Below are 25167 nucleotides of genomic sequence, written 5' to 3'. Positions count from 1 at the left end.
ACACAGAAGTTAAGCTCTCTAGCGCTGATGGTACTTGGTGGGAAACTGCCTGGGAGAGTAGGACGTAGCCACGTAATTTTTTTTATTTTTTGTTAAAAAAAACAAAAAAATTATGTATTTCTTTTTTCATTTTGGGAAAACTAAACACAGGAATTATGGATTAACATAAAAATTTAATTCTTAAGGAGTGATATAAATGAAAAAAGTTGCTTTAGTTTTAGCTATAATCGGTGCACTTAACTGGGGAGCAATTGGTATCCTAGGAACAGATTTAATAGGTAGCATTTTCGGTGGAACATATGAAATGATAAGTAGAATAATATACTTTGTTGTGGGTCTAGCTGGATTGTATTTAATACCAAGTTTAATGTCTGATGACAGGGAATAATTTAATTTTTACTTTTTTATATTAGACACCTCATTCTAAATATTTAGAATGAGGTGTTTTATTTTATAAAAAGATTAATTTGTATCTTTTTTAATGGTAAAATAGATAGGAATCAAAGTTTTCAAATAAGTAGTAATAATAGGGAAAAAGGAGTAATCTATGTTTATAATTAATGAACTAAGTGAGATTGTAAATAAAGAAGTAATATCTTTTCATATGCCTGGACATAAAAAAGGAAAAATATATGAGAAATTAGGATATGTAAATGTATTAGAAAATTTGTATAAAATGGATACGACTGAAATAATAGGGACAGATAATCTACATTCCCCAGAAGGAATTATAAAAGCCTCTCAAGAAAATACTGCAAAGGTATTTAAAAGTGATTATACATATTATTTAGTAAATGGAAGCAGTTGTGGAATACAATCTGCAATAATGTCAGTATGTAATCCTAAGAGTAAAATAATTGTAAATAGAGACTGTCACCAATCTGTTATAAATGGATGTATTTTGGGTGATGTAGATATAAAATATATTCCTTGCGAAATAAGCAAAGATACCAATATTTTAAAAGGTGTGAATGTAATAAATGTAATTGATATAATAGATAAAAACTTAGATGCAAAAGCAATATTGCTTACATATCCTACATACTATGGAATGACATATGATTTAGAATATATCTGTAATTATGCACATAGCAAAAATATGGTAGTAATAGTAGATGAAGCACATGGTGCACATTTAGGACTTAGTGAGAAACTTCCTAAAACAGCTCTTGAGCAAGGTGCAGATGTAGTTATACAAAGTACTCATAAAACACTTCCATCTTTTACTCAATCATCAATGATACATGTAAAGGAAGATAGAGTTGACTTAAATAAAATTTCAAACATGTTAAGAATTACTGAGTCTTCAAGTCCTTCCTATTTATTATTATCTTCACTGGAATTAGCAGTAGATATATATGAAAATAAAGGGAAAAAATTAATGGAAGAGCTTTTAAATAATATCTACATTTTCAAAAATAATGTTAATGAAAATTTTGAAATATATAGTACAAATGATAAAACAAAAATATTTATATCTGCTAAAAATATAGGATTAACAGGATATGAATTAGAAAATATCTTAAGAAAAAAATATAATATACAGGTAGAGTTATCTAATTATTATGGTGTTCTATTAATCTGTACAATAGGAAATAGTACTCAAGATTTCATTAGTTTAGAAACGGCATTAAATGATATTGTAGTAAAAGAATTTAAATCTACAAAACTAGATAATATAAAATATCCTGTTGATATTCCACAGAAAATATTAACACCTAGAGAAGCATTTTATAAAACTAAAAAAAGTGTTAAAATATATGACAGCATAGGTAAAATATGTGGTGAATCTATAGTACCATATCCACCAGGGATAAATATAATATCTCCTGGCGAAATAATAAGTAAAGAAATAATAGATTATTTAAAGTTTTGTAGTTCTAAAGGTATGGTTATAAGTGGACTTAAAGATATAACTTTAAATTTTATAGAAATAATAGATTTAGAACATATATAAAAAGTAGGATTACTATAAAGAATCTATAGAATATTTATATATAAATTCATTTAAGTAATATACTAAAATAGGTAAAATGTTTAGATGGAGGATATTAAAATGAGAGGTAAGTTAATAATTATAGAGAGTGGTTCAGATGCGAGTGGAAAGGCAACTCAAACAAAAAAATTATATGAAAGACTAAAAAAAGAAGGCTATATGATTAAGAAGGTAGAATATCCAAATTATGAGTCTCAATCATCTGCTTTGGTAAAAATGTATTTGAGAGGGGATTTCGGTAAAAATGCTTCAGATGTAGACCCATATATAGCATCAACTTTTTTTACAGCAGATAGATATGCATCATTTAAAACCGATTGGGAGGAATTTTATAATAAAGGTGGAATAATTATCGCTGATAGATATACAACCTCTAATATGGTGCACCAAGCTTCTAAAATGGACATTGGTGATAGAGAGAAATATCTTAACTGGTTGGCTGATTATGAATTTAATTTATTTAAAATACCTCAACCTGATTGTGTTGTATTTTTAGATGTTCCTATTGAGTTTAGTGAAAAACTTATGGAGAATAGAAAAAACAAAATTACAGGAGAAAAAGAGAAAGATATTCATGAAAGTGATATAGAGTATTTAGAGAAATCTTATAATAATGCTCTATATATAGCTGATAAGTATGATTGGAAGAAAATAAATTGTGTTTCAGATAATAAATTAAGAAGTATTGAAAGTATACATAATGAAGTTTATGAAATAGTTCTTGATTCAATAAAATCTATGGAGAGATAAATATGTATTTTGAAAATATTATAGGACAAGATTTTGCAAAAAAGTATTTAATAAATTCTATAAATAAAAATAAACTTAATAATGCGTATATGTTTGAAGGAATAGATGGAATAGGAAAAAAGAAATTTGCTGATGAGCTATCAAAATTGTTACTTGACTATGTAAATCTAGAAAATAGTCCAGACTATGTACTTATAAATCCAGATGGAAATAGTATAAAAATAGCTCAAATTAGAAACTTACAATCAGATATAGTAGTACGACCTCATAAGGACTATAAAATATATATAATAAATAATGCTGAAAAGATGACTGTAGAAGCTCAAAATGCCCTTTTAAAGACATTAGAGGAGCCTCCAAGTTATGCTATAATAATTTTAGTCACAAATAATAAAGAATCACTATTAGAAACGATAAAATCTAGATGTGACATAATAAAGTTTTCGCCTATACCAATAGCAGATTTAAAAACCTATTTAATAAATAAAGGCATAGAAGAAGAAAGGGCTCAAATATTGGCTACTTTTTCAAGAGGGAGTATTGAAAATGCTTTAGATTTATCTCAGTCGGCTGAGTTTTCAGTAATGAGGGACGATATACAACAATATATCCAAATAATGCTAGATAAAAATATAGTAGAGATTCTAAATATACCAAATAACATGGAGAAATATAGAAATCAGATTATAAGTTTATTGGATATTATGATAAACTATTTTAGAGACATTATCTTATTAAAAGAGAATGTAAATAGAGATATGTTAATAAATATAGATAAACTAGTTTTTATCCAAAATATGAGTGGAAAAATTAGTTATTCTCAATTATCCAAAATTATTGATATAATAGAAGGTACAAAGACTAAAATTAAAAGTAATTGTAATTTCAATATAAGCATACAAGTTATGTCTTTAAATATATACGAGGTGATTAAATGATAAAAATAGTAGGAATTAGGTTTAAAAGTGCGGGGAAAATATATTATTTTGACCCTGTTGATTTTAATATAGAGCAAGATATGGATGTAGTTGTAGAAACTGCAAGAGGTTTAGAGTATGGTAAAGTAGTGGTTGGGCCAAAAGAAATGGACGAGAGCGAATTAGTTTCTCCTTTAAAGCCAATTATAAGAATAGCTACAGAAGAAGATAAGAAAATATATTTAGAAAATAAGGAAAAAGCAAAAGAGACTTTTGAATTATGCCAACAAAAGATAAAAGAACATGAGTTAACAATGTTTTTAATAGATTGCGAATATACATTTGATAGAAATAAATTGATTTTTTACTTTACAGCAGAAGGTAGAATAGATTTTAGAGAATTAGTAAAAGATTTAGCGGCTATATTTAAGACTAGAATAGAACTTAGACAAATCGGTGTTAGAGATGAGGCAAAGTCTATAGGAGGTCTAGGACCTTGTGGTAGAAAGCTTTGCTGTTCTTCTTGGTTAGGTGATTTTCAACCAGTTTCAATAAAAATGGCAAAAGACCAAAGCTTATCTTTAAATCCAACAAAGATATCTGGTATATGTGGAAGACTATTCTGTTGCTTAAAATATGAACATGATGTATATAGTGAAGCAATAGAAAAAATGCCTGTTGTAGGTGCATTAGTGCAATCAGATGATGGAAAAGGAAAAGTTGTAGAGGTGAATCCTCTGTTAGAACAAATCAAAGTGGAGTTCCAAGATAAAACAGTAAAAATATATACGAGAGAAGATATAAAAATACTTAAAGAGCCTAAAAAATGTGAGGGCTGTGGTGGTAAATGCAAGGGTAATGATGGATTAGATGAAGCTACACTAAAGGAGTTAAAGAAATTAGAAGATTAAATTTAAGGTAGGACTTCTCCTACCTTTTTTAAAGCAATTAATGCTTAGAGCTACTAATATTTGAGGAGAGTTATATATGGATATACAATTAAAAGATTCAGAGAGAATCGACGATTTACAATTAAAAGGTCTTAAAATTATACAAGATACTAATGGGTTTTGTTTTGGTATAGACGCTGTTTTATTAGCTAATTTTGCAAAAGTAAAAAAAGATGCTAAAGTTGTTGATTTAGGCACTGGTACAGGAATTATACCAGTTCTAATTGCAGGCAAAAGTGAAGCTAAAAAAATTATTGGTGTAGAAATACAAGATGATGTATATGAAATGGCAACTCGTTCTATAAAATTAAACAATTTGGAAGAAAGAGTTGAGATTATAAATGGAGATATAAAGTCAATAGACAAGGTTTTGGAAGTTAATGGCTATCATGTAGTTACATCAAATCCTCCATATATGCATATTGATGGTATAAAAAATCCAAATGATAAAAAAGCAATATCAAGACATGAAGTAAAGTGTAATCTAGAGGATGTAATAAAGACTGCATCCAGATTAGTTATGCCTAGAGGTAAATTTTTCATGATACATAGACCAACAAGATTGGTTGATATAATAACTTTAGGGAGAAAATACAGATTAGAACCAAAAGTTATTCAGTTTGTTCATCCAAGACCTAAAAAAGCGCCTAATTTAGTTTTGGTTCAATTTGTAAAAGATGGCAGACCAGAGCTTAAGATATTAGACCCACTATATGTCTATGGAGAAGATGGTAATTATACAGAAGAATTAAAATCAATATATAATAATGAAGATATAGGAGAGTTATAGATGAGTGGAAAATTGTACATATGTCCAACACCAATAGGAAATCTAGAGGATATAACGTATAGGACTTTAAGAATATTAAAAGAAGTAGATTTAATTGCAGCAGAAGATACAAGACACAGTATAAAGCTTTTAAATCATTTTGAAATCTCAAAACCTTTGACTAGTTATCATGAGCACAATAAAGATTCAAAAGGCGATTATTTAATCAATAAATTAATTGATGGAGAAAACATAGCTTTGATAAGTGATGCAGGTATGCCTGGTATATCTGACCCAGGAGAAGAAATAATAAGACAGGCTATACAAAATAATATAGGAATAGAAGTGTTACCAGGAGCAACAGCATTTGTAACAGCTTTGGTTGGTTCTGGTATGGATACACATAAATTTGTTTTTGAAGGTTTTTTGGATAGGGATAAAAAAGTTAGAAGAGAGCAACTAGAAGAAATAAAAGAGGAGAGCAGAACTATAATTTTTTATGAATCACCACATAGATTGAAGGATACACTAAAAGATATGCTTAAAGTTCTTGGAAATAGAAAAATTTCTGTAAATAGAGAGCTCACAAAAAAATATCAAGAGATAATAAGAGAAGATATAGAAACTGTCATAAAAATATTTGAGGAAAAGGAAGTAAGAGGAGAGTTTGTATTAATAGTAGAAGGTTTTTATGGTGAAAAATCAGAAAAAAGAGATTATGATGGTCTTACAGATAGAGAATATGTTTTAAAGTTAATTGAAAGTGGTATGAACAAAAAAGATGCAATAAAAATAGTTTGTAAAGATAGAAAATTAAAAAAGGATGTTGTTTATAAACAAGTTCTGGATTTATAAAACCTGAATCTGAGGTGATTTTATGGAAATAGGAAAAATTATAATAGAGAGTTTAAAAAGGAAAGATACACATAAAACGTTTATAGAGTTGGATAAAAAGAATGAACTAGAAAAAGTAATCCCTAAAGTAAAAGCAATGAAATCTGTAGGAGAATGTAAATATCATGTTGTTAACTGCTTTGAACATTCTATAAATGCATTAAAAGAATTAGAAGTAGTGCTAAATGACAAAGAATTTTTTCCAAATCATTTGAGAGAGCATGTGTCAAATTATTTGAATTTATATATTGAGGATGAAATAAATAAGTCACAAGTACTAAAGTTAGGAATATTTTTACATGATATAGGAAAGCCAGATAGTTTAACTTTAGATGAAACAGGTAGAGTTCATTTTACAAATCATGAAAAAATAGGTGCACAAATAGTAAATAATATGGGTACAAATTTAGAATTATCAACACAGACATATAAACTTATAAGTAAATATGTAAGATATCATATGATACTTTTATCTTTATATAAGAAAAATGATTTGAGTAAAAAAGAGTTAGCTAATGTATTTAATTTAGTAGACGAAGACACTATAGGTATAATATTACTTGGATATGCAGATATAGTATCTACTATAAAACTATTAGACAAGAACGAAGAAGTAGGAGTATTAAAGACCTATATGGAATATATTCTAACAAATTACTTATATAAGAGTAATTATACAAATGCATAAAGTTATTTAATATAATTTAAGGTTTAGACAGTTAATTTAAATTTAAAATATACAAACTTCAAAAACCTAAAAGAAGTTGTCTTTAATAAAAGACAACTTTTTTTACATCAAAACTTAAAATTTTATTAGAAATATCTAGTGGTGTATTAGCGAATAAGCCATTGATGTTCAATTTATCTTACAATATTGATTTTGCTTGTATCGGTGTTGATAATATAACAGAGGTCTTGGTAGAACCTATTTTCTTTATAGTATCAATCACGTTTTCTAATTCATACATATCTTTTACAATAACTTTTAAAAGTAAGCAATCATCACCTGTTATGTGGTGACATTCTACAATTCTAGGGTCATTTCCAGCAGACTCAATGAATTCTGTATATCCATTACTTGGAAGAGATATGTGAATAAACGCTTTTATAACTCTACCTAATGAATCTGGATTAACAATTGCTTTATATCCTTCTATAACACCAGATTCTTCTAATCTCTTGACTCTTTCTGAAACTGCAGGAGAAGTTAAACCAACTATTTTTCCTAAGTCCTTCATAGAAATTCTCCCATCATCCTGTAAAATTTCTATGATTCTGTAATCTGTAACATCCATAAATAAACAGTCCCCCTTAAATAAAAATAATTAATGCCTATAAAACTTTTTTAGAATCTATCATTTTTGTTTTTAAATACCAAAGATCTCTAGATAAATCAACCTTGTAAATGTGTGGATTCGAAAGTCTTTTGTATTGTTCCCAGATAGTACTTAATTCATATTGTACATGATTTCTTATTTCAAGAACAGCTTTTTTATTATATTTACATACACCTTTCATGTACAATGGCTTAAGAAGTTCTTTAACTTTGTAATTTGTAAAGACCTTTGTTTTCCAAGTATAAGTAGGATGGAAGATTTCTAAAGGTTTAGATTCATCTATAATTTCATCATGTAACATAATTAAATCTGCTTCTGCTTTATTGTCTTCGTTATATATTCTTATAACTTTCTTGTAACCAGGATTATTTATTTTTTCTGGATTCTCAGAAATTTTTATCTTAGGTTCAAGAGTACCTTCTTTACAAGATGCAGCTAATTTGTAAACGCCTCCAAGAGAAGGTGAATCGAAAGAAGTAATAAGCTTTGTACCTACTCCCCATGAATTTATAGTAGCTCCTTCTGCCTTAAGTGATGCTATAGTATATTCATCAAGGTCATTAGATGCAGTTATACTAATATCTGAAAAACCAGCACTATCTAGTTGTTTCTTTGCTTCTTTAGATAGATAAGCTAAGTCTCCAGAATCTAGTCTTATACCCATAGGTTTGTATCCTTTTTCAGAAATATTTTTGAAGACTTTTATTGCATTAGGTACACCACTATTTAATACATCATAAGTATCCACAAGTAGTAGGCATTTATCTGGATAAACATCAGCATATGCTTGGAATGCTTCAAGCTCAGTATCAAATTTTTGTACCCAACTATGAGCGTGAGTACCAATTATAGGAACATCAAACATCTTTCCAGCTAATACGTTTGCAGTTCCAGAACAGCCACCAATTACAGCAGCTCTAGCACCGTATATGCCCGCATCTGGACCTTGTGCACGACGTAATCCAAATTCAAGTACAGTGTCTCCTTGAGCTGCAAAGCAAACTCTAGATGCTTTCGTAGCAATAAGAGATTGAAAATTAACTATTGTCAACAATGCTGTTTCAATAAGTTGAGCTTGATACAGGGGTGCTTTAACAGTAATCAATGGCTCATTAGGAAACATTATAGTCCCTTCTTCAACAGCATAAATATCTCCTGTAAACTTAAACTCTTTCAAAAACTTTAAAAACTTATCAGAAAATAAATTTAAGCTTTTTAAGTACTCCAAATCTTCATCTGAAAAATGAAGGTTATCTATGTATTCAACAACCTGATCAATACCACAAACTATAGTATACCCTCCATCACAAGCGTTTTTTCTAAAAAACATATCGAATACAACAATGTCTTCGTGAATATTTTTTTCAAAATAGCCATTTAACATAGTAAGCTGATATAAATCAGTAAGAAGTGTTAGATTTCTCATTATTTCTCTCCTTAATTATTATTAAATATTAAAAATTATAAAAACTCCCACACTTATACTAAAACATAATATAGTACAACTTTCAAGTATAAAGTATTACCTAACTATCATAAAATTATTTAAAGAGGAGGTTGATTATAATAGGAAAAATATGGTTTTACATGGTATCAATAGGAATAATAGGAAGTTTGATTTCTAAAAATATGGGAGAATTAAATAAAGTTATATTGAGTGAAACATCAAAAGGTATAGAATTTGCAATAAGTCTAGCTGGCATTATGGCACTCTGGATGGGTATAATGAATATTGCAAAAGAGTCGGGCTTGATTGAAAAAATAGGTCAGAAATTAAATCCTATAATGAGAAGATTGTTTCCTTCTATTCCAAAAGGTCACAAAGCAATGTCTTATATAGTTATGAATATTGCCTTGAACATGTTGGGTGCTGGGAATGGTGCAACAGCATTTGGTTTAAAAGCAATGAGTGAGCTTCAGACCCTAAACAACAAAAAAGATACAGCTACTAATGATATGATTATGTTTATGGTAATAAACATATCATCTATACAGATAATTCCATTTACTATAATTAAATTAAGAATGGATATGGGAGCTCAAAACCCAAGTGAAATAATTTTTACAACTTTATTTGCAACCATAATATCTACAGCAATAGCAATAATAACATGTAAACTTTTTCAAAGAAGATATAGATAAAGGGGATGTAGATGTATGGAAGTATTTTCAAACTTACTTATACCAGTAATAATTTTGTACATAGTAGTTTATGGTAAATATAAAAAAATAGATGTATATGATAGTTTTGTAAAAGGAGCAATTGATGGTTTAAAGGCTGCATGGGATATTTTACCTTATATAATAGGTATATTTTTAGCAATAGGAATATTTAAAACTGGCAAAGGTCTTGATATGTTAGAATGGCTATTTACACCAATAGCAAATATGATGAGTATACCAAAAGAATTAATAGGTTTAATAAGTGTAAAACCTTTATCTGGAAGTGGTGCTTTGGGAATGTATAGCGAACTTGCAAATAGAGTTGGAATAGGCAGTTTAGTAGAAAAAATGGGAGCTACAATTGTAGGTTCTTCTGAGACTATTTTTTATACAATGGCAATCTATTATGGGAGTTTAAAGATAAAAAATACTAGACATACATTATCATGCGCTATGATTAGTCATGTTGCAGGAGTTATAGCAGCAGTTTTTATTTGCTATGTAATATTTGTATAATTTGTTGACAATGTGGGAAAAATTTTATAATATAGTGATTATATAGAAATAAATTGTAATATGAATTATAAGCTATGAAAAGAAGAGTAGATAAGGATTTTTTCTATCAGAGAGCTAGGTTAGGTGAAAGCTAGTGTAAAAAGATTTATTGAAGATGGTCTTGGAGCTTTTTATCTGAGCATATATGCTAGGGTAAAACGGTTGGGCACGTTATAGTCTGTTAAGATATCTATAAAGTTAATTTCTACATTTCATGTGAAACATAATCGTTATAGATGAATTAGGGTGGTACCGTGAATAATCTCGCCCCTATGATAAATCATAGGAGGCGATTTTTTATTATTTTAAATGAAATATTTATATGACTACGAACGATAAAAAATTAGGAGGTAAATAATATGAGCAAACCGAGTTTTTATGTAACAACACCAATATACTATCCAAGTGGAGGATTACACATAGGTCATACTTACTCAACAGTAGCTGCAGATACAATAGCTAGATTTAAACGTTTCTGTGGATATGATGTAAAGTTTTTGACAGGAACAGATGAACATGGTGAAAAGATACAAAAGAAAGCGATAGAACAAGGAATGTCAGAAATAGAATACCTTGACGGAATGATAAAAGATATAAAGGCATTATGGAATACTATGGATATATCTTATGACGATTTTATAAGAACAACAGAAAAAAGACATACAGATATAATACAAAAAATATTTACTAAATTATATGAACAAGGTGATATATACAAAGGGGAATATGAAGGTAGATACTGTACTCCTTGTGAGAGTTTTTGGACAGAATCACAGTTATTAGAAGGAAACAAATGTCCTGATTGTGGAAGAGAAACATACTTAGTAAAAGAAGAATCTTATTTCTTTAGACTATCTAAATATGAAGATAGATTAAAAGAGTTATTTAAAGACGATAGTTTCTGTTTCCCAGCTGCTAGAAAAAATGAAATGGTGGCAAATTTCTTAGATAAAGGGCTAGAAGATTTAAGTGTAACAAGAACAACTTTTGACTGGGGAATAAAAGTTCCTTTTGATGAAAAGCATGTAATTTATGTATGGGTGGATGCTCTATGTAACTATATAACAGCATTAGGATATATGACAGATAATGATGAAGAATTTAAAAAATATTGGCCTGCAAATGTTCAAATAGTAGGTAAAGAAATAGTGAGATTCCATACAATAATATGGCCAGCACTTTTAATGGCTTTAGGTTTAGAAGTTCCAAAACAAGTATTTGGTCATGGATGGATATTGTTTGCTGATGATAAAATGAGTAAATCAAAAGGTAATGTTGTTTATCCAGAGCCTATAATAGAAAGATATGGAATAGATACTCTTAAATACTTCTTATTAAGAGAGTTTGCATTTGGTCAAGATGGAAGTTATACTCATAGAAATTTTGTAACAAGAATAAATTATGACTTAGCAAATGATTTAGGAAACTTAGTAAGTAGAACTGTAGCAATGGTTGAAAAATACAACGGTGGTATAATACCAACAGTAAAAACTTCAACTGATTTTGATGCTGATTTAAAAGAGCAAGCTGTATCAACTAGAGAAAATTTTGAGGCTGAAATGGATAAAATGCAATTCCATGAAGCATTAGAGAGTGTATGGAAACTAGTTAGAAGAACTAATAAATATATAGATGAGACTATGCCTTGGGTTCTTGCTAAAGATGAAACTAAAAAAGATGAATTAGATACAGTTTTATATAATTTATGTGAATCTATAAGAATAATTGCAACACTAATAAATCCTATAATGAATGAAACTGCTAATAAAATATATGCACATATAGGAATAAAAGGTCAAGATGATATAACTACATGGGAAAGCACAAAGACATTTGGTCTTATTGGAGAAAATGTAAAAGTGTTTAAAGGTGAATCTTTATTCCCAAGATTAGATGTAGAAAAAGAAATAGAAGAATTAACTAAAATGTTTTCTGGGAAACCTCCAGTAGAAGAAAAAACTTTAGAGCATAAAGAAGAAATTACTATTGATGATTTGGATAAAATAGAGCTTAGAGTAGGAAAAATAATAAGCTGTGAAAAGCATCCAAAAGCAAATAAATTATTAGTATCACAAGTTAAAATTGGACCAGAAACAAGACAAATAGTATCTGGAATAGCTGAATACTATAAACCAGAAGATTTAGTTGGTAAAGAGGTTACAGTGGTATGTAACTTAAAACCAGTTAAGTTAAGAGGTGTAGAATCTCAAGGTATGATATTAGCAGCAGGAGATGATGGTGACCCTTATGTTCTACCATTTACACAAGGTGCTAAGGATGGATGCGAGGTTCGCTAATAGGCAATTAAATAGTAAGGAGATAAAAAATGTTATTTGACTCACATGCACATTTAAATGATGAAAGTTTTGATGAAGATAGAGATGAACTTATTAGTTCATTAAAAGAAAAAGGTGTAGAGTTGGTTGTAAATCCAGGAGCAGATATAGAAACGTCTATAACAGCAATTGAACTATCAAAAAAATATGACTTTATATATTCAGCAGTTGGAGTACATCCACATGATGTATCAAAACTAGATGATACAGCAATAGACACTCTAAGAAGACTTGCAACTGAAAATGAAAAGGTTGTGGCTATAGGAGAGATTGGGTTAGATTATTATTATGATTATTCTCCAAGAGAAGAGCAAAAAGAGTGGTTTAAGAAACAAATTGAGCTAGCTAATGAGTTAAAGCTTCCAATAATAATACATGATAGAGATGCACATGGGGATACTTTTGAGATAATAAAAAACACTAAGAGTCCTGAAATAGGTTGTGTGCTTCATTGTTATAGTGGTAATGTGGAATTAGCTAGAGAGTATGTTAAAATGGGATGTTATATATCAATTCCAGGAACAGTTACTTTTAAAAACAATAAAAAAACTAGAGAAGTTGTAAGAGAGATACCTCTAGAAAGACTGTTTATAGAAACGGATTCACCATATATGTCACCAGAACCACATAGAGGAAAGAGAAATAATCCTTCTCAAGTAGCTTTTGTTGCAGATAAGATATCTCAAGAAAAAGGAATATCTTATGAGGAAGTGTGTAAAGTTACTAAAGAGAATGCGAAGAAGTTTTTTAATATAAAATAGGTAAATTAAAAATAAAATTTACAATTATTACAATTATATAAAAATAATAGTTATAAATATAGAGAAAGTATACCATTCAATTTGAGTGGTATGCTTTTTTTATTTGTAATATTATAATTTTTTAGTAGTCTTACAATATATTTCTTAACATTGTTAAAAAAGAATTTACAAGATATTCATTAGAATTAACTCAAACGTAATATCTATTTAACTTAGATTGTATATTATATTCTTAGAAATAAGTAAATAGAGGAAAGATTAAGGAGGCAAAATCTTGCATACAGTTGATAGTACTAAGATATTGATAAATATGAACTATGAGAAATTGGAGCAAATATATTTAATGATAAAAAATACATCAAGCATTTCTATAATTAAAGGCCCTAGCTTAGCTACAGTGATGGTAAGAGCTAACGAAAGTGTAAAAAATACTACATTTAATTTAGGAGAAATATTAGTTACAGAGTGTAGTGTTAAGGTAGATGAAAGCTTAGGTTATGGTATAGTTGCAGAAAATAATGAAAAAAAAGCTATTTGTCTGGCAACTATAGATGCAGTTTTACATAGCAATAATAATAAATTTGATGAATTAAAGAATTACATAAATAAAAGTATCTATGAAGAAAGCTTAAGATATGAGCAAGAACTTATTAATGAATTTAGTTTAATTAATAAAACAAAAGTCCAATTCAATACTATGGATTAAGTAGGAGGAGAATCATGGTAAGTTACATGCAAGAAATATATAGAAAGTTGCTAGATAGTGCTTCATTTCCTGGGAAATTAAATAACATCAATAATATAACTATAGAAAATAATACAAAATTATCAAATGGAGCAATTGGTATAGCAATTACTTTATTAGACCAAGAAGTTACCTTCTATATAGAAAACTGTACTAAAGAAGATATAAAAAATATAAGAGCACTGACAATGTCAAGCCAAGTAAATTACAATAAATCAGACTACATGTTTTTAGATATTAATTCAGAATTAGATATACTACAAATTAAAATAGGTTCTTTTGAATATCCTGATGAAAGTACAACTATAATACATCAAGTAAACGAACTATCAACAGATTATAAAGATAAATTCATAAGACTTTATTTAAGTGGTTCTGGTATAAAATCTAAAAAGAATTTATATATAGATGGAATTAAACAAGAATTCTTAGAAAAATTACTTATGATAAATAAAGACTATCCTACAGGGGCAGATTTGATTTTAATAGATACCAAAGGAGAAGTTGCATTTATACCAAGGTCATCAAAATTAAGTTGGGAGGTATTATAATAATGGCTTATGTGGCAGTTAAAGGTGGAGAAGAAGCTATATTACAGGCTAGAAATATACTTGAATTTTATAGAATAAAAGGAGAAAGCCTACCAATAGATGTAAAACAAATTAAAGAGCAAATGTCTTATGCTGTGGATAAAGTGATTTCTGAGGGAAGTCTATACAACAAGGAATTATCTGCATTAGCTATAAAACAGGCTCAAGGTGATATATTAGAAGCATCCTTCTATATAAGAGCATTAAGGTCAACAATGCCTAGAGTAACTTATTCAGAACCTATAAATACAGAACAAATGAGAATAGGTAGAAGAATCTCAGCTACATTTAAAGATATACCAGGAGGGCAGTATCTTGGAGCAACTAGAGATTATGAAAATAGAATACTAAATATAGAGTTGATTAAAGAAGATGAAGAAAAAAATAGAGATTTTAAAGCTAACTATATAAATGACTTAGAACGAGTGAATGAAATACCTAAATTCACAAAGGTATCTAATATATTTAGAAACGAGAATTTGTTGGAAGAGGATACTTATGAAGATAAATTAGAAGAAGAAGTAATAGATGATATTACAAGAAATAGTCTAAGATTTCCAGTTTCTAGGTCAGCAAAATTGCAGGCACTTACTAGAGGTGAAAGTGGAGCAGTATCAGGGTTTGCTTATTCTATTGTAAGAGGTTTTGGTGATGAGCATCCATATATAAGTGAGCTTAGAACAGGAGATGTATATATAAAAATAAAACATCCTATTTATGAAGATGAGCAAATAACAATAGGAGAAATGTTGGTTACTGAGTGTGAAATAGTATCAAAAGCATCACAAAATAAGTCTGAAAATTCTAAAAATAAATCGGGAGATATAAATAAAATGTCTTTAGGATATGGTCTTTGTATGGGAAATAATGAAAATAAGGCTATATCTATGGCTATACTAGATAAATCTTTGGAACCAAATAGTGAAAAATTAGCCCAAGATGAAGAATTTGTATTACTTCATATAGATGGTATAGATTCATTAGGGTTTATATCTCACTTTAAGCTTCCTCACTATGTAGATTTTAAAGCAGATGTAGAAAGAATAAAATAGGATATGGAGGGAAATTAAGTGATATATAACTATGGTTTTTTAGATGAAAATACAAAAAAAGAAATCCGAAGAAAAATACTAAAAGCAGTATCAATACCTGGTTATCAAGTACCTTTTGGTTCAAGAGAATTACCTATTGCCAAAGGATGGGGGACTGGAGGACTACAATTAACACTATCATTGCTTGGTGAAAGTGATGTAGTAAAAGTGATTGACCAGGGTAGTGACGATTCTACAAATGCTTGTAATATAAGAAATTTTATTTCAAGTGTAAGTAATGTAGAAACTACAAAAGATACATTAAAAGCTACATTGATTCAAACAAGACATAGAATACCAGAAGAAAAATTAAAGTCTAATCAAATAATGATATTCCAAGTGCCAATACCAGAGACACTTAGAATAGTAGAACCTAGTGAAGTAGAGACAAGGAGGATGCATTCAGAAGAAGATTATAGCAGGATGTGGGTATATCTGTATGAAGATATAGTTAAATTTGATGATATATCAATAGCAGCAGAGTATCCATGTAAAGTAAATGATAGATATTTAATGAATCCATCACCAATACCAAGATTTGATATAAAGAAATTAAATATGTCAGATAACTTATTTTTATTTGGTGCAGGTAGAGAAAAGAGAATATACGCCATACCTCCATACACAAAGGTAGAACCCTTAGAATTTGATGACTATAAATTTGAAGAGGAAAAATTTGAAGGAAAACATTGTAGTTTATGTAAAAGTTCAAACACATTTTTAGATGAAGTATATGACAGTGATACTAATGAAAAGTACTATAGTTGTTCTGATACAAGTTATTGTGAAAAAGTTAGGTTAAGAAATGATGGCGTAGATGTGGCAATTGGAGGTGCTTGGAATGAGTAGTGCAAAACTAGGAGAAGACAAAAAAATAGAAAATATAGATAAACGAGTATTAATAGGAAAACATATCAATCTTATTTATGGAGAGGGATGTGAAAAGTGTTTTGAGAGTACAGGATATGAAAGTAATAATATATGTAAATATTGTGGTTCTATAGTTGCATGTAATAATGTAAATCTTGAACTTTATGAAGGAGAAGTTCTTGGTATTGTTGGAGAATCTGGCTCAGGAAAAAGTACATTGTTAAAGATTTTGTTTTTTCAAGAAAATGCAAATAGTGGAGAAGTGTACATATCAAATTATAACGAGTTCGAAAATATATTAGAACTCTCAGACCAAAAAAAGAGGTACATAAAGAATCATTTTATGGGTATTGTATATCAAAATCCCCATCTTGGTTTAAATTTGAATTTTAGTAGTGGTGGAAATATAGCAGAGAAATTATTAATGGCAAATATATATAATGTTGAGAAAATAAGAGATAGAGCTAAAGAACTTCTAGTAAAGACTAATATACCTGTAGAGAGAATAGACCATAAACCAAAATATTTTAGTGGAGGAATGCAACAAAGAGTTCAGATAGCAAAAGCACTTTCTAATAATCCTCCAATACTTTTATTAGATGAAGTTACAACAGGACTGGATGTTTCTGTACAAGCTGAGGTATTAGATTTAATAAGGGAAATACAAAGAGAACTTAAAATTTCTATGATAGTAGTATCTCATGACTTTGATGTTATAAAAATGCTTGCTGATAGGACAATTGTGATGAAAAATGGAAGTGTAATTGAATCTGGTTTAACAGACCAGATAATGGAAGACCCACAGCATCCATATACTCAGCAACTTATAAATTCACTACTATAAATAATATTTGTAATAAGTAAAATGGGGGTTTTAAATAAAATGGAAGAAATTATACTTGAAGTAAATAATTTTAGCAAAGATTTTGAATTACATGCATTAAACAAAACTATAAAAGCGTGTAGTGAAATAAATTTTACAATTTCTAAAGGTGAATTTTTAGGAATAATAGGAAAATCTGGAGCGGGAAAGTCTACTATATTAAAAAGTATTTATAAAACCTATATCCCAGCGACTGGAGAAATAATATTCAACTCAGAAATATATGGAAAGATAGATTTATCTACAATTGGCGATAGAGAAATGATAAATCTTAGAAAAAAGGAAATAGGATATGTATCACAGTTTTTAAAAACACTTCCACGAATAACTGCTATTGAGCTAGTAGTACATTCTCTAATTGAGAGTGGATTTGAAAAAGATTGTGCATATGATATGGCGAAAGATATACTGACTCAGTTTGAAATAAAGGAAAACTTGTGGGATTCCTATCCGAATAATTTTTCTGGTGGAGAAAAGTTAAGGTTAAATCTAGCACAAGCTATGGTAAAAAAACCTAGACTTTTATTGCTTGATGAACCAACTGCATCACTTGATAATCAATCTAAAATATACGTAAAAGAAAAAATGTTGGAACTTAAAAATCAAGGAACTACAATGATAGGGATATTTCATGATATAGAATTTATGGAGACAGTTATAGATAAAACCTTTACTATGACAAAAGGCACTATAAGTGAAAGCGGGGTAGCTTAGATGGTAAAATTAATTCATAATGCAAATATTGTATTGGAAGATAAAATATTAGAAAATGGCCATTTAATTATAGAAGGAGATACAATAAAGAAAGTCTCAAATGATAAGATTGACTACTTACTAGATTTCAACGAGATAGATGAAATAATAGATGCAAAAAATTTATATGTTATACCTGGTATCATAGATATTCATAGTGATGCTATTGAAAAGGAAATAGAGCCAAGACCAAGTACATTATTACCATTTAATATGGCATTTTATGAGCTAGATAAAAAACTACCTGCAAATGGAATAACAACAGTTTATCATTCTATATCTCTAGGTGATGGAGTAGGAGTTAGAAGTATTGATAATTCTTTAAAAATGATTGAAAATATCGATTCGTACAAAAATATAAATAGTAAGAGTATAAATCATAAAGTTCATCTAAGGTATGAAGTGTTGTACCATGAAGGCTTAGATAAGGTATCAGAGTTATTAGACAAAGATAAAATAGACTATTTATCTATAATGGACCATTCTCCAGGACAAGGTCAATATACAAATCCGAAGTTCTATAGAGAATATGCTACTAAAGTATGGGGAGTAACAGAAAATTATGTAGATACATGGTTAGATGAATTAGTAGATTTACATGATAATTTAGATTGGAATAAAATAGCTAGTGTCATAGGAAGGGCAAAAACTAAAAATATAAATGTTGCATCACATGATGATGATACATTAGAAAAAATGGATTTTATAAAAAATATAGGAGTTAATGTATCTGAATTTCCTATAACTCTTGAAGTTGCAAAATATTCAAAGAAACTGGGTGTTTTAACTTGTCTAGGTGCCCCAAATATTGTAAGAGGGAAATCTCATAATAACAACTTAAAGGCAATGGATGCTATATTGGAAGATTGTTGTGATATTGTTTGTTCAGACTATCTTCCATCAGCAATGATAAAGTCCATGTGCATAGTTGCACAAGGAACTAACAGTCTAAATAAAGCAGTTAACCTATTTACTTCAAATCCAGCTAAAGCAGTTGGTATATATGATGAAAGAGGTAGCATAAAAGAAAATAAAAAAGCAGATTTAGTTTTATTGGATATTGATAGTGAGTATCCAAGAGTTGTAAATACTATTGTAAATGGAAAAACAGTTTATAAAAGGGAGGTATAAAGATTGTTAACAGATTTACATTGTCATACAAGCATATCAGATAACAACTTCACTACAGAAGAAATAATTAAGATAGCATTAGAAAAGAATATAAGTGTTTTAGCAATAACAAATCATGATACATTGTCTGGGCTAGATGAAGCTATCGTATTGGGAGAAAATTATGGAATAACTATAATACCAGGTATAGAAATATCAGCATACGATTATAAAAACAGAAAAAGAGTTCATATCTTGGGCTATAATATAGATTTAAATAGTCAAGAAATAAAAAATTTATGTAATCCAATGGTTTGCGATAGGCATAAAGCATCTGTTAAGATGGTAAATAAAATTATAGATTTAGGATATAAAATATCTCTAGAAGATGTAAAGAAATATTCATCAAAGACTGGAATATTTAAACAACATATAATGAAAGCACTTATAGATAAAGGGTACACAGATAAAATATATTCAAGTTTATATAAAGAGTTGTTTCATAGAGGAAATGGTAAGGTGTATGTATCTTTAAAATATGTAGATTATAAAGATGCAATAAGAGCTATAAAAAGCTCTGGTGGAATTTGTGTACTAGCTCATCCTGGCCAAATGGACAATTTTAATGCTATTGAAAATATGGTGAATGTTGGATTAGATGGGATAGAAGTGTATCATCCATCTCACAATAAAGATTTAGAAAAAGAGTCACTTTCTTATGCTAAGAAATATAACTTAGTTGTTACAGGAGGCTCAGATTATCATGGGCTTTACTCTCAGCATGAGTGTGACCTAGGAAGTAAAAGCTTAAATAGAGAAGATTTATTTAAGTTTAGGTTAGCCTTAGGAGGGGTTTTATAAATGTCTTTTTTACAAGTTAAAGATGTAAGTAAAAGTTATGGACAAGCTAAAGTGCTAAAAGATATATCTATTGATATTAAAAAAGGAGAGTTTATTTGTTTATTGGGACCAAGTGGTTGTGGGAAAAGTACATTGCTTAGAATAATTGCAGGTCTTGAAGACAAACATGATGGAAAAATAATAATGAATGATAAGGATATGACGAACTTACCACCTGAAAGTAGAAATTTTGGTATAGTTTTTCAGTCATATGCACTATTTCCAAACATGACTGTTTACAAAAACATAGCTTTTGGCTTAGAAAATAAAAATATAAATAAATCTAATATTGATAAGAAAATTAAAGAAGTTTTAGAAGTTGTCGAACTAAATGGATATGAGAAAAAGTATCCATCGCAATTATCAGGAGGACAGCAACAGAGAGTCGCGCTAGCTCGTGCAATTGCTTTAGAGCCAGATTTTTTACTTCTTGATGAACCATTATCTGCATTGGATGCAAAAGTAAGGTTGAAACTTAGGGAACAGATTAGAAGTTTACATAGAAAGCTTGGAATTACCACTATAATGGTAACTCATGACCAAGAAGAGGCACTTTGCCTAGCAGATAAAATGGTTGTTATGAATAGTGGAGAAATAATACAGGTTGGGACTCCAAAAGAAGTATATAAAAATCCAGAGACACCTTTTGTAGCTGACTTTATAGGAACAATAAACTTTATAGATGATGGTATTAATAAGATAGCTATCAGACCAGAAGATATAAAGGTAGAATTTAATAGAGATTCTAAAGACAATGACATTAAAGTTGGAGAGATTTTAGATATTGAATTTAGAGGATTTAACTATAGAATTACAGTTGAATATTGTTCTAAGAAAATAAAATTAGACATAGTTTCAAAAGTTGCAGAACAAATGAAACTGTGTATAGGGTCTAAAATAAATTTCAAAATTCCCAAAGAGGGAATTGTAGAATATAAATCAGAGGGATGTGCTTAAATAGCTAGGGGTGAATAAATGATAACAACAAAAAACAAAAGAAGGATAAGTGATAGCACAATACAAAAATGTTTTCTGATTTTTTCGCTAATTGTACTAATAGTATTTATTTTGTTTCCTTTAGTATCATTATTAAAAAATGCATTTTTAGATACAAGTGGAAACTTCATAGGTATTTCAAATTTTAGTAAATATGCTGAAAATCCAAGTCTTATAGCATCATTTAAAAATTCAATTTTTGTATCCACAGTTTCATCTTTAATGTCGCTGTGTTTAGCATTTATCTATTCATATGCAATAACGAGAACAAATATAAAATTTAAGAATTTTTTCAAAACTATGGGAATGTTTCCTCTTTTTGCACCAACTATGTTATATGGTATTTCACTTATATACCTTTTTGGAAATAAAGGAATATTTACAACAATGGGATTTGAGATACCGTTATATGGACCATTAGGAATAATTGTCTCTCAAATACTGTTTACATTCCCACAAGCTTTTTTAATACTATCTGTTGCGCTTTCTATGGCAGATTATAGACTTTATGAAGCAGCAGATAGCTTAGGGGCTAGTGATTTTAAAAAGTTTTTTAAAATTACAATTCCAGGCATAAAGTACTCACTAGTAAGTTCTTTCTTTGTATCCTTTATACTTGCATTTACAGACTTTGGAGCAGCAAAGGTAGTTGGAGGAAACTATAATGTATTAGCTACGGATATATATAAGCAAGTAGTAGGGCAGTTTAATATACCAATGGGGGCAACTGTTTCTATGGTAATGTTAATTCCTGTACTAATAGCTTTTACATTAGACAAGGTGGCAAGTAAAAAACAAGGAATGACTATAACAGCAAAATCTATGCCTTATAAAATTAAAGAAAATAAATTTAGAGATAGAGTATTTTTAATAGCGTGTAGTTTTATAACTTTACTAATCTTCATTTTGATATTCGTTTCAGTTATAGGTTCAGTTATAAAATTATGGCCATATAACCTAAGTTTTACGATGGAACATTATACATTTAAAGGTATTTTAGGAAGCGGATTAAAAACTTATTTAAGCAGTTTAAAAATATCAACACTAACAGCTATATTTGGAACTATATTTGTGTTTTTTAGTGCATACATGATAGAAAAAGTGGATAAATTTCCACGATTAAGACAAACAGCTTACTTCTTATCTATGATACCAATGGCATTACCAGGTATAGTACTAGGAATATCATATATAACTTTTTTTAACTCAGCAAGTAATCCACTAAATTTCCTATATGGTGGTACAGTCATACTTGTCATAGTAAACATAGTACATTTTTATTCTGTTTGTTTTATAACTTCAAACTCATCACTAAAAATGTTGGATAGAGAGTATGAATTAGTCGCAAAATCTATAAATATTCCATTTTATAAAGTGTTTTTTAACATCACAGTACCAATGTCTATAACATCAATACTTGAGATAGTGGTATATTATTTTGTAAATTCAATGGTTACTGTTTCAGCATTAATATTTTTGTATACCCCTCAGACTCAGACTGCATCAATTTCCATATTGAAGTTAGATGAGATAGGATATATAGGGCCATCAGCAGCTATGGCAGTATTAGTGCTTTTAACAAATATAATAGTAAGACTTTGCTATGAATTCGTAACAAAAAAATTAAAAAACAATACACAAAAATGGCAACAAAAAGATGTTGCATAGGGGAGGTAAAGATGAAATTTAAGAAGCTAGTTTCTTTAGGAGTATTATCAACACTTTTATTGAGTGTAATAACAGGATGTAGCACTGCCTCATCAGGTGGAGATTCAAAGTCTGATAGTAAAACAAAAGGAGAATTAACAGTTTATACAGCAATCGAAGAAGACAGTATAGACCCATATTTAGCTACATTTAAAGAAAAATATCCAGATATTAAATTAAATGTTGTTAGAGCATCGACAGGAGATATAACAGCGAGATTATTAGCAGAAAAAGATAATCCACAAGCAGATGTTGTATGGGGGATTGCTGCCACAAGTTTGTTAGTTGCAGATGACCAAGGAATGCTAGAACCATACGCTCCAGAAGGGTCTGATAAGATAGACACTGCATTTAAAGATGATAAAGAAGTGCCTTCATGGGTTGGTATAGATGCTTGGATGACAGGTATAACTGTAAATACTAAAGAATTAAAAGATAAAAATATACCAGTTCCTAGTTCTTATGAAGATTTGATAAAGCCAGAATATAAGGGGCTTATATCTATGCCAAATCCATCTTCTTCTGGAACAGGATATTTAACAGTGTCAGCGCTTATACAAATTATGGGAGAAGAAAAGGCATGGCAATATATGGATAAGTTACATGAAAATATTGGTGTATATACTCAATCTGGTTCAGCTCCAGCTACATCATCAGCTTCAGGAGAATACCCTATAGGGATATCTTTTGGATACAGAGGCATAAAATTAAAAGAAGAAGGTTATCCAGTAGAAGTAGTGTTTCCAAAAGAAGGTTCTGGATGGGATATAGAAGCAAATGCTCTTGTAAAAAAAGAGAATATAAAAGAAGCTTCTAAGGTATTTTTAGATTGGGCGATAAGTAAAGATGCAATGAATGAGTATTCTAAGAACTATGCAGTTACTACAGTTGATACAGGAAATCCAATTCCAGAAGGATTCCCTAAAAAGCCATTAGAGCAAATGATAGATAATGATTTAAAATCAGCAGCAAAAAATAGAGAAACTATATTAAATAAATGGATATCAAAATATGATGGAAAGACAGAAAAGGAAAGTTAAATTCATTAATAAAATCCAACAAAAGAGAACCTAGAATATAAATTTTATATCTAGGTTTTTTTAATATATATTTTATATTTGTCATGAGACCCACATATTTTTTCTATAAATCATTGATATTAAAAAAGAAAATTGTATGGATGATATAATATTAATATAGGTAATGCTACAAGGGACTTATTGTTGCTTATAAGTGATTCAATAGAATATAATAGTGAATATATTTATCTAGTAGAAATAAATTTTTTTTAAACTATAGATTTCTAAATAAAAATAAATAGGTTAGTGCCTTGATTAAATCAAATAAAAACCTTAAAATAAAGAGATGTAAACAAAAACTAAAAACAAATAAAAGGTGAATTTATATGATAAAAGAGATAATAGTAGTAGAGGGAAGAGACGATGTTACAGCAGTTAAGAGAGCGATAGATGCAGAACTTATAACCACAGGTGGATTTGGATTTCCAAAAGGAGTAATGGAGCGTATAAAATCAGCTAATGAAAGACGTGGAGTTATAATATTTACAGACCCAGATTTTGCAGGTGAAAAAATAAGAAAAAAAATAGCATCAGAAGTCCCAGGATGTAAACATGCGTTTTTACCAAGAGAAGAAGCTAAAAAGGATGGAGATATAGGAATAGAAAATGCTACTCCAAAAAGTATAATAGCAGCTTTAAATAAAGTTAGAACTGAAAGTACAGAAAAAAGAGATGAATTTAAACAAGTTGATTTGATTAGAAATGGTCTTATAGGAAATGAAGATGCATCATCTAGGAGAGATGCACTTGGTAAAATACTTGGAATTGGCTATGGAAATGCAAAGCAATTTTTAAATAGATTAAATAATTATGGTGTTGAAAGAGAAGAATTTGTAAGTGCATTAAAACAAATTTAAATGTAAGCATGTATGATATGAAAAAAATATAAAAAATAAATATAAAATTACAGAGTAATTTAAAATAAATTGTCTTTAATAACTATTTTGCTTTGAATACATGTAAATAAGTATAATTAATAGGATAAAATCTTAAAATAAGTTAAAAAGGAGTAAAC

General features: G+C 29.0%; 26 protein-coding genes and 1 other annotated feature. Of the genes, 24 read left to right on the top strand and 2 right to left on the bottom strand.

Annotated elements, in window-relative coordinates:
• The first annotated feature begins 196 nt into the window (after positions 1-196).
• The 8 genes from KGF36_RS14080 (at position 197) to KGF36_RS14045 (ending at position 6964) form a co-directional block, all read left to right on the top strand.
• Positions 197-388, top strand: coding sequence for a DUF378 domain-containing protein (locus tag KGF36_RS14080; RefSeq protein WP_227436395.1), 192 nt, complete (start codon positions 197-199; stop codon positions 386-388).
• 159 nt (positions 389-547) lie between these two features.
• Positions 548-1957, top strand: a complete 1410-nt coding sequence (locus KGF36_RS14075) for an aminotransferase class I/II-fold pyridoxal phosphate-dependent enzyme (RefSeq protein ID WP_227829141.1) — start codon at positions 548-550, stop codon at positions 1955-1957.
• A 99-nt stretch (positions 1958-2056) separates the two neighbouring features.
• Positions 2057-2746, top strand: coding sequence for a dTMP kinase (locus tag KGF36_RS14070; protein WP_227829140.1), 690 nt, complete (start codon positions 2057-2059; stop codon positions 2744-2746).
• 2 nt (positions 2747-2748) lie between these two features.
• Positions 2749-3684 carry an ATP-binding protein gene (locus KGF36_RS14065; RefSeq protein WP_227436388.1) on the top strand — a complete coding sequence of 312 codons (936 nt, stop codon included), beginning with the start codon at positions 2749-2751 and terminating at the stop codon, positions 3682-3684.
• The gene (locus KGF36_RS14060) at positions 3681-4574 is read left to right on the top strand and encodes a stage 0 sporulation family protein (RefSeq protein WP_227436386.1); all 894 of its coding nucleotides are present in this window, start codon (positions 3681-3683) and stop codon (positions 4572-4574) included. The genes KGF36_RS14065 and KGF36_RS14060 overlap by 4 nt, the downstream gene beginning before the upstream one ends.
• A 76-nt stretch (positions 4575-4650) precedes the next feature.
• The gene (locus tag KGF36_RS14055) at positions 4651-5403 is read left to right on the top strand and encodes a tRNA1(Val) (adenine(37)-N6)-methyltransferase (RefSeq protein ID WP_227829139.1); all 753 of its coding nucleotides are present in this window, start codon (positions 4651-4653) and stop codon (positions 5401-5403) included.
• Positions 5404-6237 (top strand): 16S rRNA (cytidine(1402)-2'-O)-methyltransferase, encoded by an 834-nt coding sequence (rsmI, locus tag KGF36_RS14050; protein WP_227829138.1) that lies wholly within the window; start codon positions 5404-5406, stop codon positions 6235-6237.
• Between the two features lie 22 nt (positions 6238-6259).
• Positions 6260-6964 carry an HDIG domain-containing metalloprotein gene (locus KGF36_RS14045; protein WP_227829137.1) on the top strand — a complete coding sequence of 235 codons (705 nt, stop codon included), beginning with the start codon at positions 6260-6262 and terminating at the stop codon, positions 6962-6964.
• A gap of 178 nt (positions 6965-7142) precedes the next feature.
• Here the strand turns inward: KGF36_RS14045 and KGF36_RS14040 are convergent, their stop codons facing one another.
• Together KGF36_RS14040 and KGF36_RS14035 are read right to left on the bottom strand one after the other, a co-directional pair.
• Positions 7143-7571 (bottom strand): Lrp/AsnC family transcriptional regulator, encoded by a 429-nt coding sequence (locus KGF36_RS14040; RefSeq protein ID WP_227829136.1) that lies wholly within the window; start codon positions 7569-7571, stop codon positions 7143-7145.
• A 37-nt stretch (positions 7572-7608) separates the two neighbouring features.
• The gene (locus tag KGF36_RS14035) at positions 7609-9039 is read right to left on the bottom strand and encodes a nicotinate phosphoribosyltransferase (RefSeq protein ID WP_227829135.1); all 1431 of its coding nucleotides are present in this window, start codon (positions 9037-9039) and stop codon (positions 7609-7611) included.
• A gap of 131 nt (positions 9040-9170) precedes the next feature.
• Here KGF36_RS14035 and KGF36_RS14030 point away from each other — a divergent pair, with 131 nt between their 5' ends.
• The 16 genes from KGF36_RS14030 (at position 9171) to rnmV (ending at position 25009) form a co-directional block, all read left to right on the top strand.
• A complete protein-coding gene (locus KGF36_RS14030; RefSeq protein ID WP_227829134.1) occupies positions 9171-9755 on the top strand; it encodes a nucleoside recognition domain-containing protein in 585 nt (194 codons plus the stop codon).
• A gap of 15 nt (positions 9756-9770) precedes the next feature.
• Positions 9771-10292, top strand: coding sequence for a nucleoside recognition domain-containing protein (locus KGF36_RS14025; RefSeq protein WP_227829133.1), 522 nt, complete (start codon positions 9771-9773; stop codon positions 10290-10292).
• A 65-nt stretch (positions 10293-10357) separates the two neighbouring features.
• Positions 10358-10606, top strand: a binding site (T-box leader).
• A gap of 84 nt (positions 10607-10690) precedes the next feature.
• Positions 10691-12628, top strand: coding sequence for a methionine--tRNA ligase (metG, locus tag KGF36_RS14020; RefSeq protein ID WP_227829132.1), 1938 nt, complete (start codon positions 10691-10693; stop codon positions 12626-12628).
• A gap of 29 nt (positions 12629-12657) precedes the next feature.
• Positions 12658-13428 carry a TatD family hydrolase gene (locus tag KGF36_RS14015; RefSeq protein WP_227829131.1) on the top strand — a complete coding sequence of 257 codons (771 nt, stop codon included), beginning with the start codon at positions 12658-12660 and terminating at the stop codon, positions 13426-13428.
• A 274-nt stretch (positions 13429-13702) separates the two neighbouring features.
• Positions 13703-14134, top strand: a complete 432-nt coding sequence (phnG, locus tag KGF36_RS14010) for a phosphonate C-P lyase system protein PhnG (RefSeq protein WP_227829130.1) — start codon at positions 13703-13705, stop codon at positions 14132-14134.
• 14 nt (positions 14135-14148) lie between these two features.
• Positions 14149-14724, top strand: a complete 576-nt coding sequence (gene phnH / locus KGF36_RS14005; RefSeq protein ID WP_227829129.1) for a phosphonate C-P lyase system protein PhnH — start codon at positions 14149-14151, stop codon at positions 14722-14724.
• Between the two features lie 2 nt (positions 14725-14726).
• Positions 14727-15815, top strand: coding sequence for a carbon-phosphorus lyase complex subunit PhnI (locus KGF36_RS14000; protein WP_227842877.1), 1089 nt, complete (start codon positions 14727-14729; stop codon positions 15813-15815).
• Positions 15816-15833: 18 nt separating this feature from the next.
• Positions 15834-16703, top strand: a complete 870-nt coding sequence (locus tag KGF36_RS13995) for an alpha-D-ribose 1-methylphosphonate 5-phosphate C-P-lyase PhnJ (RefSeq protein ID WP_227829127.1) — start codon at positions 15834-15836, stop codon at positions 16701-16703.
• Positions 16696-17568, top strand: a complete 873-nt coding sequence (locus KGF36_RS13990; protein ID WP_227829126.1) for an ATP-binding cassette domain-containing protein — start codon at positions 16696-16698, stop codon at positions 17566-17568. Before KGF36_RS13995 ends, KGF36_RS13990 begins: the two co-directional genes overlap by 8 nt.
• 39 nt (positions 17569-17607) lie before the next feature.
• Positions 17608-18321: a phosphonate C-P lyase system protein PhnL gene (locus tag KGF36_RS13985; RefSeq protein WP_227829125.1), complete on the top strand. Its 714-nt coding sequence runs from the start codon at positions 17608-17610 to the stop codon at positions 18319-18321.
• Complete coding sequence (locus tag KGF36_RS13980) at positions 18322-19491, top strand: alpha-D-ribose 1-methylphosphonate 5-triphosphate diphosphatase (protein ID WP_227829124.1); 1170 nt, start codon at positions 18322-18324, stop codon at positions 19489-19491. It begins immediately after the preceding gene.
• 3 nt (positions 19492-19494) lie between these two features.
• Entirely contained in the window at positions 19495-20331 is an 837-nt protein-coding gene (locus KGF36_RS13975; protein ID WP_227829123.1) for a PHP domain-containing protein, read from the top strand.
• Complete coding sequence (locus KGF36_RS13970) at positions 20332-21327, top strand: ATP-binding cassette domain-containing protein (RefSeq protein ID WP_227829122.1); 996 nt, start codon at positions 20332-20334, stop codon at positions 21325-21327.
• Positions 21328-21345: 18 nt separating this feature from the next.
• Complete coding sequence (locus KGF36_RS13965; RefSeq protein WP_227829121.1) at positions 21346-23034, top strand: putative 2-aminoethylphosphonate ABC transporter permease subunit; 1689 nt, start codon at positions 21346-21348, stop codon at positions 23032-23034.
• Positions 23035-23045: 11 nt separating this feature from the next.
• Positions 23046-24113, top strand: coding sequence for a putative 2-aminoethylphosphonate ABC transporter substrate-binding protein (locus KGF36_RS13960; protein ID WP_227829120.1), 1068 nt, complete (start codon positions 23046-23048; stop codon positions 24111-24113).
• A gap of 365 nt (positions 24114-24478) precedes the next feature.
• The gene (gene rnmV, locus KGF36_RS13955; protein ID WP_227829119.1) at positions 24479-25009 is read left to right on the top strand and encodes a ribonuclease M5; all 531 of its coding nucleotides are present in this window, start codon (positions 24479-24481) and stop codon (positions 25007-25009) included.
• Positions 25010-25167 lie beyond the last annotated feature (158 nt).

It is taken from the genome of Clostridioides sp. ZZV14-6009, assembly GCF_020658095.1.
In the GTDB taxonomy this organism is placed as follows: domain Bacteria; phylum Bacillota; class Clostridia; order Peptostreptococcales; family Peptostreptococcaceae; genus Clostridioides.
Note: the sequence above shows the minus strand (reverse complement) of the source record. Positions and strands in the feature narration are given on the sequence as shown.